Annotated in this window: 7 protein-coding genes and 1 pseudogene; 5 read left to right on the top strand and 3 right to left on the bottom strand. The window is 74.5% G+C overall.

The window, feature by feature from the left end; all coding sequences use genetic code 11:
- The first annotated feature begins 13 nt into the window (after positions 1-13).
- Positions 14-2,593 (top strand): aminopeptidase N, encoded by a 2,580-nt coding sequence (gene pepN, locus ACFY0X_RS25825; RefSeq protein ID WP_387757929.1) that lies wholly within the window; start codon positions 14-16, stop codon positions 2,591-2,593.
- A gap of 193 nt (positions 2,594-2,786) precedes the next feature.
- Here the strand turns inward: pepN and ACFY0X_RS25820 are convergent, their stop codons facing one another.
- Together ACFY0X_RS25820 and malQ are read right to left on the bottom strand one after the other, a co-directional pair.
- A complete protein-coding gene (locus tag ACFY0X_RS25820; RefSeq protein WP_387757927.1) occupies positions 2,787-3,014 on the bottom strand; it encodes a hypothetical protein in 228 nt (75 codons plus the stop codon).
- A gap of 20 nt (positions 3,015-3,034) precedes the next feature.
- Complete coding sequence (malQ, locus tag ACFY0X_RS25815; RefSeq protein WP_387758040.1) at positions 3,035-5,140, bottom strand: 4-alpha-glucanotransferase; 2,106 nt, start codon at positions 5,138-5,140, stop codon at positions 3,035-3,037.
- A gap of 520 nt (positions 5,141-5,660) precedes the next feature.
- On the opposite strand from malQ, the gene ACFY0X_RS25810 reads away from it, so the two are divergent.
- Complete coding sequence (locus ACFY0X_RS25810; protein ID WP_387758038.1) at positions 5,661-9,503, top strand: beta-N-acetylglucosaminidase domain-containing protein; 3,843 nt, start codon at positions 5,661-5,663, stop codon at positions 9,501-9,503.
- Between the two features lie 356 nt (positions 9,504-9,859).
- Here ACFY0X_RS25810 and ACFY0X_RS25805 read toward each other — a convergent pair.
- Positions 9,860-10,363 (bottom strand): annotated as a pseudogene (locus ACFY0X_RS25805) (HNH endonuclease); the annotation flags it as partial.
- Positions 10,364-10,877: 514 nt separating this feature from the next.
- On the opposite strand from ACFY0X_RS25805, the gene ACFY0X_RS25800 reads away from it, so the two are divergent.
- From ACFY0X_RS25800 to ACFY0X_RS25790, 3 genes are all read left to right on the top strand, one after another.
- Positions 10,878-12,056: a mechanosensitive ion channel family protein gene (locus ACFY0X_RS25800; RefSeq protein ID WP_387757926.1), complete on the top strand. Its 1,179-nt coding sequence runs from the start codon at positions 10,878-10,880 to the stop codon at positions 12,054-12,056.
- A 206-nt stretch (positions 12,057-12,262) separates the two neighbouring features.
- A complete protein-coding gene (locus ACFY0X_RS25795; protein WP_387757924.1) occupies positions 12,263-13,453 on the top strand; it encodes an ROK family transcriptional regulator in 1,191 nt (396 codons plus the stop codon).
- A gap of 119 nt (positions 13,454-13,572) precedes the next feature.
- A complete protein-coding gene (locus ACFY0X_RS25790; RefSeq protein WP_387757922.1) occupies positions 13,573-14,928 on the top strand; it encodes an ABC transporter substrate-binding protein in 1,356 nt (451 codons plus the stop codon).
- Positions 14,929-14,950 lie beyond the last annotated feature (22 nt).

Raw genomic sequence — 14,950 nt, 5'->3', positions numbered from 1 at the left:
AGGAGTGCAGCGAGTGCCCGGCACAAACCTGACCCGTGAGGAGGCCCGCACCCGGGCCGACCTCCTCCACGTGGACGCGTACGACATCGAGCTCGACCTCGGTTCGGCCCGCGAGGGCGGTACCTTCCGGTCCACCACCGTGGTCCGGTTCACCGCCACCACCCCCGGCGCGGACACCTTCATCGACCTCGTCGCCCCGAGCGTCGAGGAGATCACCCTCAACGGCGTGCGGCTGGACCCGGCGAGCTTCGCCGACAGCCGCATCCCGCTGCCGGACCTGGCGGCCGAGAACGAGCTGCGGGTCGTCGCGAACTGCGAGTACACCAACACCGGTGAGGGCCTGCACCGGTTCGTCGACCCGGTCGACGGCGAGACCTACCTGTACACCCAGTTCGAGGTGCCGGACGCCCGCCGGGTCTTCGCCAACTTCGAGCAGCCCGACCTGAAGGCCGCGTTCGCGTTCACCGTGACCGCGCCCGCGGGCTGGGTCGTGGTCTCCAACTCGCCGACCCCGGAGCCGGTCGGCGAGGGCGACACCCGGGTCTGGACGTTCGAGCCCACCGGCCGGATCTCCAGCTACATCACCGCGCTCGTCGCCGGCCCGTACGTCGGCGTCTTCGACACCTACGAGAACGGCGAGCAGAAGGTGCCGCTGGGCGTCTACTGCCGGCCCTCGCTGCGCGAGTACCTGGACCCGGAGGCCGTCTTCGAGGTCACCAAGCAGGGCTTCGACTACTTCCAGGAGAAGTTCGACTTCCCGTACCCGTTCGCCAAGTACGACCAGCTCTTCGTCCCGGAGTTCAACGCCGGCGCGATGGAGAACGCGGGCGCCGTCACGCTGCGCGACCAGTACGTGTTCCGCTCCAAGGTCACCGACGCCGCCTACGAGGCCCGCGCCGCGACGATCCTGCACGAGCTCGCCCACATGTGGTTCGGCGACCTCGTCACCATGGAGTGGTGGAACGACCTCTGGCTCAACGAGTCCTTCGCGACCTTCGCCGAGGCCGTCTGCCAGGCCGAGGCCCCCGGCTCCAGGTGGCCGCACTCCTGGACCACCTTCGCCAACCAGATGAAGACCTGGGCGTACCGGCAGGACCAGCTGCCGTCCACCCACCCGATCATGGCGGAGATCAACGACCTGGAGGACGTCCAGGTCAACTTCGACGGCATCACCTACGCCAAGGGCGCCTCGGTGCTCAAGCAGCTGGTGGCGTACGTCGGCCAGGACGCCTTCTTCCAGGGCGTCCAGGCGTACTTCAAGCGCCACGCCTGGGGCAACACCCGGCTCAGCGACCTGCTCGGCGCCCTGGAGGAGGCCAGCGGCCGCGACCTCAAGGCCTGGTCCAAGGCCTGGCTGGAGACCGCCGGCATCAACGTGCTGCGGCCGTCCGTCGTGCTGAACACCGACGGCGAGATCGAGTCCTTCGCGGTGCTCCAGGAGGCCCCCGCGCTGCCCGCCGGCGCCAAGGGCGAGGCCGTGCTGCGGCCGCACCGCATCGCGATCGGCCTGTACGAGCTCAACGGTGACGCGCTGGTGCGCACCGACCGGATCGAGCTGGACGTCGACGGCCCGCGCACCGAGGTGCCCGAGCTGGTCGGCCGGCACCGCCCGGCCGTCGTGCTGCTGAACGACGACGACCTCTCGTACGCCAAGATCCGGCTCGACGAGGACTCGCTGGCCGTCGTCACCGAGAACCTCGGCGGCTTCACCGAGTCGCTGCCGCGCGCGCTGTGCTGGGCCTCCGCCTGGGACATGACCCGCGACGGCGAGCTGGCCGCCCGCGACTACCTGTCGCTGGCGCTGTCCGGCATCGGGCGCGAGAGCGACATCGGCGTGGTGCAGTCCGTGCATCGCCAGGTCAAGCTCGCCCTCGACGCGTACGCCGACCCGGCGTGGCGCGAGGAGGGCCTCGACCGCTGGGCCGCCGCCGCGGAGGAGCACCTGCGCGCCGCCGAGCCCGGCAGCGACCACCAGCTGGCCTGGGCCCGCGCCCTCGCCGCGGTCGCCCGCACGGACGGTCAGCTGGGCCTGCTCGCCGGGCTGCTGGACGGCTCGGCCGAGATCAAGGGCCTCGCGGTGGACACCGAGCTGCGCTGGACCCTGCTGGTGCGCCTCGCGGCCACCGGTCGGGCCGACGAGGCCGCCATCGCCGCCGAGCTGGAGCGGGACAACACCGCGGCCGGCCAGGAGCACGCGGCCACCTGCCGCGCCGCCCGGCCGACCGCCGAGGCCAAGGCGGAGGCCTGGGCGTCGGTGGTGGAGTCCGACAAGCTGACGAACTATGTGCAGGAAGCGGTCATCGCCGGCTTCCAGCAGTCCGACCAGCGCGAGCTGCTCGCGCCGTACGCGGCGAAGTACTTCGCGGCGGTGAAGCACGTCTGGGAGACCCGCAGCCACGAGATCTCGCAGCAGATCATCGTCGGACTGTACCCGGCCCTGCAGGTGACGCAGGAGACGCTGGACGCGACCGACGCGTGGCTGGCCTCGGCCGAGCCGGCGCCGGCGCTGCGGCGCCAGGTCGTCGAGGCGCGGGCGGGCGTCGAGCGCGCGCTCAGGGCGCAGGCGGCCGACCGTGCGGCGGGGGCCCGCTGACGGTCCCCCGGAACCACGGAGGGGCGCCGGACGGGATCGTCCGGCGCCCCTTCGGGGTCGTGCGGGTCCTGGTGGACGCGACGGTCGGCTTGCTCCGAGGAGCTGCCTAGAGGAGGTGCCTAGAAGCGTTGCCTTGAGGCGTTGCCTTGAGGCGTTGCCTTGAGGCGTTGCCGTGAGGCGTTGCCTCGAGGAGTTACTTCTTCTTGCCCTTGCCGTACGGCAGGCCGGCCAGCCCGGCGATCAGCGCGAAGGCCACGAGCGGCAGAAACACGTACAGGCCGAGGGTCTCACCGACACTCAGGCCGGAGCCCGGGTCGTCACCGTCGTCCCGGGCGAAGGCCATGGCGGGCGACGTCAGCAGCATCATCAGCGTGACCGTTGCGGAGACCGCGCCGGCTCGCAAAGCGTTCCTCTTGTCCACGTTTCCAACTTACCCGCCGCTTATGGGACGGCGCGCGTCGGGGTCGGCCTGACGGAGGCGGCGGGGGCGAGGAGCTGGGAGAGCAGGCCGGCGGCGGGCGCGGCGGCGAGGCGTTCCAGGGTGACCGGCGCACCGGAGCCGTCGGCGACCGGCAGGCGCCAGTTCGGGTACTGGTCCCAGGTGCCGGGCAGGTTCTGCGGGCGCGGGTCGCCGACCAGGTCCGGCAGCCAGACCCCGACCAGCTCCGCCGGGGTGGCCCGCAGGAACCGGTACAGCAGCGGCGCCGTCAGCGGCTCGTCCTCGGCGAGCAGCCCCAGCCGCGCCAGCTCGGCCCGCCAGTCCGCCAGCTCCGCCGCCGCCTGCGCCTGCTCCTCCGCCAGCGGCCGGGCCAGCAGGCCCAGCCGGTGCCGCAGCTCGACGTGCTCGCCGGAGAGCCGGGCCGCCGTGCTGGGCAGGTCGTGGGTGGTGAGGGTGGCCAGGCAGCCCGGCCGCCAGCGGTCCGGACCGAGGACCGGAGCCCCGTCGGCCTGCCAGTCCCGCTCGAACCAGAGGACGGAGGTGCCGAGCACCCCGCGCGCCGCCAGCTCCTCCCGAACGCCCGGCTCCACCGTGCCGAGGTCCTCCCCGATCACCGCCGTCCCGGCCCGGTGCGCCTCCAGCGCCAGCACGCCGAGCATCGCCTCCGCGTCGTAGCGCACGTACACGCCCTCGGTCGGCGGGTGGCCCTCCGGCACCCACCAGAGCCGGAACAGGCCCATCACGTGGTCGATCCGCACCGCCCCGGCGAGCCGGGCGGTGGCCCGCAGCAACTCCGCGAACGGGGCGTAGCCGGCCTCGGCCAGCGCGTCCGGGCGCCAGGGCGGCAGACCCCAGTCCTGGCCGTGGGCGTTGAAGGCGTCCGGCGGGGCGCCGACCGAGATGCCGGCGGCCAGCACGTCCTGCAGTGCCCAGGCGTCCGCGCCGTCCGGGTGGACGCCGACCGCCAGGTCGTGGATCAGGCCGACCGGCATGCCGGCGTCCCGGGCCGCCCGCTGGGCGTGGGCGAGCTGCTGGTCGACCTGCCAGGTGAGCCAGCGGTGGAACCCGACCCGCTCCGCGAGCTCCTTCTCGGCCTGCCCGACCTGTGGGCCGTCCGGGTGACGCAGGCCCTTCGGCCAGTGGTGCCAGTCCGGGCCGTGCTCCTCGGCCAGCGCGTTCCACAGCGCGTGCCGGCGCAGCCACTCGCCCTCGCGGCGCCGGAACGCCTCGTACTCGGCCTGCCGCCCGGGGCCGCGCGGCACCTCGTACAGCAGCTCCAGGGCCTCGCGCTTGAGCCGCCACACGGCGTCCCGGTCGATCAGGGCGTCGTGGACGAGCACCTCCTCGCGCAGCCGGGCGGCGCGGCGGCTCAGCTCCTCGGCGCTCCGCCGTTGCTCCGCGGTCAGATAGGCGTACTCGGGGACGGCCTCGACCCGCAGGTGCACCGGGTCGGCGAAGCGGCGCGAGGACGGGCGGTACGGGGAGGGGTCGGAGGGGCTGGTGGGCACGCCCGCGTGCAGCGGGTTGATCTGCACGAAGCCCGCCCCGAGACCGGCCCCCGCCCACCGGACCAGCTCACCGAGGTCGCCGAGGTCGCCCATGCCCCAGGAGCGTTCGGACAGCACCGAGTACAGCTGGGCGAGGAACCCCCAGCTGCGGCCGGGCAGTTGCGGCAGCCGCTCGGGCGCGACGACCAGCGCGGCCCGGGCGGTCCGGCCCTCGCTCCGCGCCGTGAGCACGTGGCGGCCCAGCGGCAGGTCCCCCGGCACCCAGTGCGAGTGCCCCCGCGGCAGCTCCCAACTGCCGCCGCCCTCCAGCTCCACCCGCAACCGGGCGTCCGCCGGCACGTCCAGCGCCGTCCGCCTCCCCTGCCGCACCACCACGCACGGCGGCAGCAACCGGCCCCGCTGCCCGGCCCGGTGACGCTCCAACGCCTCCCGCACCTCCTGCGGCGACCCGGCCGCCACTCCCATCGCCCCCAGCACCGCGACCAGCGTCCGCGCCCCCACCGCCTGCCCGCCCGGCCCCGGGTACCGGGTGTCCACCCCGTACGCCTGCGCCAGCGCCACCAGTTCGGCGGGCGGCGGCGGAGCATCCTGCGCCGGCACCTGCTCGGCTCCGTCACTGTCGTGGTAAGCGGCCACTCGCGGCTCCTGCGATGTCTCGGCAACGCCCGGTCGGGACAGCCACAGTCCTACCCGCGTGACGCCACGATCACCCAGCGCGACACGACGGCCGAGCCAACCTGCCGGGCCGGGCCCCGCCGGCCCCGCGCGCGGGGCCGGCGCCGACACTGAGGACGGCGGTGCCGCCGGCTCCGCCGCGCTCCTGACCTTCGGGGCCGGGTAGGCGTCGGGGCTCGTGTCGTCGGGGGGCGGCGCGGGCCCTGACGTGGTGTCGGGGGCGGCGCGGGCCCTGACGTGGTGTCGGGGGCGGTTCGGGTGAAGAGACAAATCGGGGCAAGGTGGGAATATCCGTCGATGGCGTTGACACCCGGGTTGGCCAGCTGGTGGGGTGGCGGCGATGTGGTCGTGGCCTGGCGAGGAGGCTCCTGTGCAAGCCCGAGTGTCCGTTGTGGCCGGGCGGCGGCTGCGGTCGCAGTTGGAGCAGAGTCCGGCGTTGCGGGAGGTGTTGCAGCACCCCGCGGCGGTGGTGGCGCGGCGGGCCACCGCGCGGACGTGCCGTCAGCTGGCGCCGCGGACGGCGGACCGGCTGATCGCCGATCTCAAGGGGACGGAGCCGCTGTTGGCGTCGGTGCGGGAGGCCCGCCCGGGCCGGCGGACGATGCAGATCGCCGCCGGGGTCGCGGCCGCGGCGGTGGTCGGCGGGCTGCTGGCGGGCTCGTTGCCGTCGACGGCATACGCGGCGGCCTCGGCGCCGGACGTGGTGAGCACCGCGCCGCAGACGCCGCTGGGCAGCGTGACCGACCCGAAGGTGTTCCCGAAGCCGCAGCAGCAGACCGTGGCGGGCAGGCCCGTCGCGGTGCCCTCCGCGGTGACGCTGGTGACCGCCCCCAAGGTGGACCTCGGGGCGGTGCACGCCGTCCGGGAGGTGCTGGAGGTCGCCGGGGCGGACGAGGTGACGCCGCAGCCGGACGGCGGGACGCCGGCCGCCGGCGCGCTGGTGGTGTACGTCGGCGGGCCCGCCGAGGGCGCCGACGGGGAGGTGGACCGGGTGCTGCGGCAGCTGTCCGCGGCGGCCGGCGGGAAGGACGGCACCGGGCCGACGACCGCGGGGATGCCGGCCGGCGGCTACGTGCTGGCGGCCGGTCAGCTGCCCGCCCAGGGCGGCGGGACGTACGGCGCCGTGGTGCTGTCCGGCGTGGACGCCACCGGCACCTTCTACGCCGCGCAGAGCCTGCGTCAGCTGCTCGCCGCCGTACCGGCCGGGCAGGGCCAGGCGCCCGGCGCGGCCGGGCTCGGACTGCCCGGGATCACGCTGCGGGACTGGCCGACCGGCACCCCGGTGCGCGGCACCGCGGAAGCCTTCTACGGCACCCCGTGGACCGCCCAGCAGCGGCTGGAGCAGGTCGACTTCCTGGGCCGCTCCAAGCAGAACTTCTACCTCTACGCCCCCGGTGACGACCCGTACCGGCTCTCCCGCTGGCGCGACGCCTACCCCGAGGCGCAGGCCGAGGAACTGCGCGAGCTGGGCTTCCGGGCGCGGCAGAACCACGTCACGCTCGGCTACGCGATCGACCCGGGGCAGTCCTTCTGCTTCAGCTCGGGCAAGGACGTCGACGCCCTGGTGAACAAGCTGGACGGGCTGCGCAAGCTCGGCTTCACCGCCTTCCAGCTGCAGTTCCTGGACGTCAGCTACGACGAGTGGCACTGCGACGACGACAGTGACGAGTACGGCTCCGGGCCCACCGCCGCCGCCAAGGCGCAGGCCGCGCTGGTGCGGAAGGTGCAGGACCGGCTGATCGCGCGGAACCCGGGCCTGGCGCCGCTGTCCGTCGTCCCCACCGAGTACCACCAGCAGGGCTCCACCCCGTACCGCAAGGCCCTGGCGGCGGCGCTGCCGGAGGGCGTGCAGGTGGCCTGGAGCGGGGTCGGGGTGATCCCGGAGAAGATCACCGGCGCCCAGGCCTCGGACACCGCCGGGCTGTACGGGCGCCCGCTGCTCACCATGGACAACTACCCGGTCAACGACGCCAGCCCGGACCGGCTCTTCCTCGGCGCCTACAGCGGGCGCGACCCGGAGGTGGCCACCCGCTCGGCGGTGCTGCTGACCGGCGCCATGCGGCAGCCGGTGGCCTCCCGGATCGCCGTCTCGACGGCCGGCGACTTCGCCTGGAACCCGGCCGGGTACCAGCCGCAGGAGTCCTGGCAGGCCGCCGTGCGGTCGCTGGCCGGGCCGACCGGCGCCGCCCCGACGCCCGCCGGGACGGCGCTGTCCGCGGTCACCGCGCTGGCCGGGAACAGCACCTCCTCGCCGCTGTCCAAGCAGGAGTCCGGCTATCTGACGCCGCTGCTGGACCGGTTCTGGGCGGCCGCCGAGCCCACCTCCGGCAGCACCCCCGACCTGGCCAGGCTGATCGAGGCCGCCGCCCCGCTGCGGGACGCCTTCGCCAGCATGGCCACCGCCCAGCAGACCCTGGCGGGCACCCCGGCCACCACCCAGCTGGCCGCCGAGGCCGCGCCCTGGCTGGGCCCGCTGCGCGACTACGGGCTGGCCGGGCAGGCCGCCCTCGACATGCTGCTGGCGCAGCACGGCGGCGACGGCACGGCGGCCTGGAAGGCCCGGGTCGAGCTCAACCGGCTGCGCGAGCAGCTGGACCGGGCCCCGGCCACCGTCGGCGCCGGGGTGCTCGCCCCGTTCCTGGAGCGGGCCGTGCGCGCCGCCGACAACTGGTCGGGCGTGGGCGGCGGCGCGGTCGCCCCGACCACCACCATGGGCACCGCGCAGGACCACCTGCCCGCGCTGATGACCGACGGCGTGGCCGACACCTTCTACTGGAGCTCCGCTCCCCCGCAGCCCGGCGACGCGGTCGGCTTGGACCTCGGTGCGGGCCGCCCGGTCAGCGGCGTGACCGTGCTGATGGGCGGCTGGGGCAACGGCCCGGACGCCCGGACCGCCACGGACGACTACATCCGCGACGGCGTGCTGGAGTACTCCACCGGCGAGGGCGGCTGGAAGCAGCTCGCCACCGTCAGGAACCAGAAGACGGTCAGCGCCCAGCTCCCGCCGGGCACCGTGGTACGGGCCGTGCGGCTGCGGGCCACCGCCGCGCAGAAGACCGCCGTCGCGGTGCGCGAGTTCACCGTCACCGCCCCGGACGACTCCCCGGCCAGCGTCAGCGGCGGTCCCGACGCGGCGCCCGGCTCCCCCGCCGCCGCCGTGCTGGACGGCAACCCGGACACCGCGTACCGGGCCGCCAACGCGCCGACCGCGCTGGACGAGCCGCTCGTCGTCGAGCTCGGCGCGGCCCGTCCGCTGGACCGGCTCACCGTGCTGACCGACCCGGCCGTGCGCGCCACCGCCACCGTCGCGGTGCGCCGGGCCGACGGCACCTGGGCCGACATCGGCACCGTGCAGCCCGGCTACAACGAGCTGCCGGCCGGCGGGCTGGCCGCCGACGCCTTCCGGCTGACCTGGCGGCCCGGCGGCGACCCGCCGGTGGTCAACCAGGTGATCCCCTGGTACGCGGACGCCCCGGCGGCCCGGCTCAGCCTCTCCGACCCGGCCCTGGACGTGGTCACCGGTGCCGCCGCGCCCGTGCAGACCCGGGCCACCGTGGAGGCCGGCCGCCCCGAGGGCACCACCGGCGAGCTGCGCACCGAGGTGCCGGCCGCCGCCAAGGGCCTGACCGTGACCCCGGCCGGGCCGGTGACCGTGCCGCGCGGCGGCCGGGTGGGCGTGCCGCTGCTGGTCAACGCCACCGCGGAGACGCCGTCCGGGACGTACCAGGTGCCGGTGCAGTTCGTGTCCGGCGGGACGACCGTCCGGCAGCTGCTCCAGGTGCACGTGGTGCCGCCCACCGGCGGTCCGGACCTGGCGGTCGGCGCGAAGGCCACCTCCTCGGGCGACGAGACGGCGAACTTCCCGGCCTCGGCGGTCACCGACGGCGACCCGAAGACCCGCTGGTCCTCGCCCGCCAAGGACGACGCCTGGGTGCGGCTGGAGCTGCCGCAGGCGACCCGGCTGGGCGCGGCGGTGCTGCACTGGCAGGCCGCGTACGCCGCCTCGTACCGGATCCAGGTCTCGGCGGACGGGAACACCTGGACCGACGCGGCGACGGTGGACGGCGGCAAGGGCGGCGACGAGACGGTGCGCTTCGACGCGCCCGGCGTCCGGTACGTCCGGGTGCAGGGCGTGGCGCGGGCGACCAAGTACGGCTACTCGCTGTGGGGCGTCGAGCTGTACGCGGTGGCCCCGCCGGCCGCGCCGCAGCCCCCGGCCGGGCAGCCGGCCCAGCCGGGCGGCGCGCCGGTCGCCCCCGCGGCGCCCCCGGCGGCGACCAAGCCGTGACGGCCCGCACGGCCGGTCCCGGGAAGGGCCGCCGGAACGCGGCGGGACGCACGGCCGGTTCCGGGTAGGTCCCCCGGAACGCGGCGGGACGCACGGCCGGCCCCGGCAAGTCCCCGGGAACGCGGCGGGCCGCCGGCTCCCCGGTGCGGGGGGCTCGGCGGCCCATGAGGCGCGTACCGACGGTGTGACGGGCGGGCCCTTGTGGAGCTGGGTCAGGCGGAGAGCGGTGCGGGCTGCTCGCCGCGGCGGACGGGGGCGGGGTGGGCGGCGTGCGCCCGGCCGAGCGGGACGGGGTGGACCGGCTGCTCGGTACGGTCGTGGTGCTCGTACTCGCCCCACTGCGGGGCGCGCAGCTGGTCACCGCCGCCGTAGGGTTCCAGATAGGGCCGCCACCGCGGGTCCTTGATCCCGGTGCCGATGATGCGCCAGGCCAGGCCACTGGGCGGCGCGGGTGGTCGTTTCATCCGCCAGCCGAGTTCGGTGAGGTGGCGGTCGGCCTTGGTGTGGTTGCAGCGGCGGCAGGCCGCCACCACGTTGTCCCACCGGTGCTGGCCCCCGCGGCTGCGAGGGATGACGTGGTCGACGCTGGTGGCGGCGGCCCCGCAGTAGACGCAGCGGCCGTGGTCGCGGGCGAACAGCGCCCGGCGGGTGAGCGGGACGGGCCCGCAGAACGGGACCCGCACGAAGCGGGTCAGACGGACGACGGACGGCGCCGGAAGGGCGCTGGTGGCGCTGTGCAGAGTGACTCCCGAGTCCTCCAGGCTGACCGCCTTGTGGTTGAGGACCAGGATGAGTGCGCGGCGCATCGATACGACGCCGAGCGGCTCGTAGGACGCGTTGAGGACCAGGACATGCGGCACGGATGCCTCCTTGGACGCCTGCGGCGCGTGGCTCGCGCCGGGACGAGCGGTTGGACCGCGCCACGCGTGCGCGATCTCCCCCAGTGTCGCCTTACGCCTTTGTACGGCGCCACCACTCCTGTGTAACGGACCTGACGCGAACTCCGGGTGTGGTCTCTGTCATAGCCGGTATGCCCGGGGGAAGGTCGGGTTGCACCCGGGTGGCGGTGCGGCCCGCCCCGGTGACCCTGCCGGGTGGGCCTCCGGGGGCAGGGTTCGGCCGTCCGGAGCAGCGTCCCGAGTGGCCCCGGACGGCCGCGGACGGCCCCGGACGGCTTCGCGGCCCGGGTGGAGAGGGAGCGTGCGGGGGCGTTGACGGGGCGTTCGGGACGCTCCGTACGCCCTCGGGCACGCTCGCGGGAGGTTCCCGGCGCGTCCTGGCGGGCATCGTGCGGCGGATAGGCTAGCGCTCACGGTCCGCGGGCCGCTCGTCGGCGGTGCGGACCACCACGCACCCAGCCAGGAAGGTCCGCACGTGTTCAGCTCCGGTGCCACCGGTCCGTCCGACGCGTCCGCCGCGCTCGCCACCCCGACGCCGACCCCAAGCCCCACCGCGCAGCTGCCCGAGTTCGACCTGCGGATCCCGACCAGCGCGCAGGAGGTCTCGGACACCACCCGGCAGGCCGCCAGCTGGTTCGACACCCACTGGCAGGGCTGGCTGGCCTCCGGGCTGCGGATCGTCTTCATCATCGTGCTGGCCCTGGTGCTGCGGGCCGTGGTGCGCAAGCTCATCACCCAGCTGATAGGGCGGATGGCGCGCACCTCCGAGCACCAGGAGGAGAGCCGGCTGGGCGGGCTGCTGGCCAACACCGGGGTGGTGAACACGGAGCGGCGCCAGCAGCGCTCGGAGGCGATCGGCTCGGTGCTGCGCAGCGTGGCCTCCTTCACCATCCTGGGCACGGCGGCGCTGATGGTGCTGTCCGCGCTGGGGGTGAACCTGGCGCCGCTGCTGGCGAGCGCCGGTGTGGCCGGTGTGGCGATCGGTTTCGGCGCCCGCAACCTGGTCACCGACTTCCTCTCCGGGGTCTTCATGATCATGGAGGACCAGTACGGCGTCGGCGACGAGATCGACACCGGGGTGGCCACCGGCACCGTGCTGGAGGTCGGCCTGCGGGTGACCAAGCTGCGCGGCGCGAACGGCGAGATCTGGTACATCCGCAACGGCGAGGTGAAGCGGATCGCCAACATGAGCCAGGGCTGGGCGACCGCCTCGGTGGACGTGCAGGTCGGGTACAAGGAGGACCTCGTCCGGGTCGAGGACCTGATCCTGGCGACGGCCGAGCTGATGGCCAAGGAGGCCCCGTACGACGAGCTGATCTGGGCGCCGGTGTCGATCCTGGGCGTGGAGTCGGTCGCCCCGGACTCGGTGGTGCTGCGGGTCGAGGCCCGGACGGCCCCGGGCAAGGCCCTCTCCGTCTCCCGGGCGCTGCGCCAGCGGCTGAAGACGGCCTTCGACCGGGCCGGCATCAAGGTCAAGGAGGAGGTCCCGGCGGCCGCGGCGGCGGGGGCGACCGGCGTGGTGATCGCGCCCTCCCCGGTACCCGCCGCCGAGCAGGCCGCGCCGTCCGCGCTCGCCGACCCGAACTCCGCCCGTTTCAAGGCCGCCGAGCCGATCCCGTCCGCGAAGGGCGCGGACGACCCGGCGAAGGCGTAGCGGCTCCCCGACGGACCGCCCGAAGGCCCCGCTCCCACCCCGGGCACGGTGGGGGCGGGGCCTTCGGGCTGTCCGGTAACGCTTCGGCATCCTCCGCTCCACCCACCATTGACACCCCGACGACACGGCCCTTACGGTCCTTGCCAAGCGACTGGAAAGTTTCCTAACAGTTCACCGGAGCGAGCCGAAAGAGGAGGATTCCGGGCATGACCAAGAGCACCGCCAAGGCCCCCCTCGCCGGCACCCCCAGCCTGCTGCGCGCCATCAACGACCGCGCCGCCCTCGAACTGCTGCTGGAGAACGGGCCGCTCTCGCGCACCCAGATCGGCACCCTCACCGGCCTCTCCAAGCCCACCGCCTCCCAGCTGCTGGCCCGGCTGGAGGCGGCCGGGCTGGTGCTGCCGGTCGGCACCACGGCAGGGGGGCCCGGGCCCAACGCCCGGCTGTACCAGGTGAATCCGGCCGCCGGGTACGTCGCCGGACTGGACGTCACCAACAGCGAGATCCGGGTCGCCGTCGCCGACATCACCGGCACCACGCTGGCCGAGCACACCATGCCGACCAAGGGCGTCCCGGCCGCCGGGACCGTGTCGGCCGTGGCCGCCGCGGTGGCGGCGGCCGTCCGGGCCGCCGGCCTCCCCGAGGGCTCGCTGCGCACCGCCGCGGTCGGGGTCGGCGGCGCTCCCGACCCGGTCACCGGCCGGCTGCGCTACGCCTCCCACCTGCCGGGCTGGCACTCGCCGCGGCTGGTCGAGGAGCTGACCGCGGCGATCGGCGCGCCGGTGTCGATCGAGAACGACGTGAACCTGGCCGCCGTCGCCGAGCAGTCCTCGGGCGCCGCGGCCGGCTTCGAGGACTTCGTCCTGCTCTGGGCCGGGGCGGGGGTCGGCGCGGCGATCGTGATCGCCGGGCGGCTGCACCGCGGCTTCACCGGCGGCGCCGGGGAGGTCGGCTACATGCCGCTGCCCGACTCCCCGGTCGAGTGGGACGCCCGCCGCCGCAAGTTCGGCGGGTTCCAGGCCCTGGTCGGCGCCCCCGCCGTCCGGGCCCTGGCCCGGGAGCACGGGCTCGGCGCGGCCACCGCGCAGGAGTCCATCGCCAAGGCGCTGGCCACCCCCGGCGCCGGCGACGCCTTCCTCGCCGAGCTGGCCGGGCGGCTCGCCGTCGGGCTGGCGGTGATCGTCGCCGTCGTCGACCCCCAGCTGGTGGTCCTCTCCGGCGTGGTGCCGAGCGCGGGCGGCGAGCGGCTGCGCGCCCTCGTCGAGGACGAACTGGCGCGGATCTCCATCGCCCGGCCGGAGGTCCGCAGCAGCGCCCTGCCCGGCTCACCGGTCCTGCTCGGCGCCCTGCAACGTGCCCTGTCCGACGCCCGCGAGGCGGTCTTCTCCACCCACTGACGTCCACCCGCTGACGCTCCCGCTGTCACCTCGCCCACCTGCACCCACCTCTCCCCAACCCCCGAACGCGGGACCCGAGGCAACGAGGCCTGCCCGCGCACTCCCAGGAGGATCCCGAAGTGCACGCCACCACCTCCCGCCGAGGCCGTCGCACGATCGCCGCCGTCGCCGGCAGCGCCGTCCTGGCCCTGCTCGCCTCCGCCTGCACCGGTTCCAGCGACTCGGGCGGCACCGACGACTCGGCCAGCGGCAAGGACGTCACCATCACCTTCTGGCACGGCTGGAGCCAGGACAACGAGACCAAGGCGATCAACGACAACATCGCCGCCTTCGAGAAGGCCCACCCCAACATCCACGTCAAGGCCGTGGGCAACATCCCGGACGACAAGGTCAACCAGGCGCTGCGGGCCGGTGGTGACAGCGCACCGGACGTGGTCTCCTCCTTCACCACCAACAACGTCGGCATGTTCTGTTCGACCAAGGCCTTCGCCGACCTCAAGCCGATGCTCGACAAGAGCGGCATCGACCCGGCCAAGACCTTCCCGGCCGCGATGCTCGCCTACACCCAGTTCAAGGGCAACCAGTGCTCGCTGCCGCTGCTCGGCGACGCGTACGGCCTGTACTACAACAAGAAGGCCTTCGCCGACGCCGGCATCGCCAACCCGCCGAAGACCTTCAGCGAGTTCGCCGAGGACGCCGTCAAGCTGACCCAGGCCGACGGCGACTCCTACAAGCAGCTCGGCTTCATGCCGCTGTACCACGGCTACGAGTCCACCACCGAGCACTACCTCGGCCAGTACGGGCCGAGCTACTTCGGCGCCGACGGCAAGTCGAGCATCGCCGCCGACCCGAAGGTCGCCGCGATGCTGAAGTGGCAGAAGGGCCTGGTCGACCAGCTCGGCGGCTACGCCAAGCTGGAGAAGTACCGCGCCACCTTCGGCGAGGAGTTCAGCGCCAAGAACCCCTTCCACACCGGCCAGGTCGCGATGATCCTCGACGGCGAGTGGCGCACCGCCTCGCTCGCCGAGAACAAGCCCGGCTTCGAGTGGGCCACCGCCGCCTTCCCCGTCCCGGACGACCAGGCGGACACCTACGGCCGCGGCTACCAGACCGGCACCATCGTCGGCATCGCCAGCACCAGCAAGAAGCAGGCCGCCGCCTGGGAGTTCGTCAAGTACCTGACGACGGACACCGACGCGGTGGTGAACTTCGCCAACGCGATCCACAACGTGCCGAGCACCTTCGACGCGCTCAACTCGCCGAAGCTGGCCGCCGACGAGAACTTCAAGACCTTCCTGGACGTCGCCAGGAACCCCCACTCCGGCACCACCCCGCCGGCCGCCAACGGCGGCGCCTACATCGTGACCCTGCAGAACCTCGGCTACGACTACGAGTCCGGCAAGCAGGCCGACCTCCAGGCGGGCCTGGCCGCCGCGGCCAAGCAGATCGACACCGACATCGCCCAGGCCAAGTAGGCCCGGGAACGGTCCACGGAGC

It is taken from the genome of Kitasatospora sp. NPDC001547 (assembly GCF_042894165.1).
Classification (GTDB): Bacteria; Actinomycetota; Actinomycetes; order Streptomycetales; family Streptomycetaceae; genus Kitasatospora.
The sequence above is the reverse complement of the archived record's forward strand: the minus strand, read 5'-3'. Positions and strand labels throughout refer to the sequence as shown.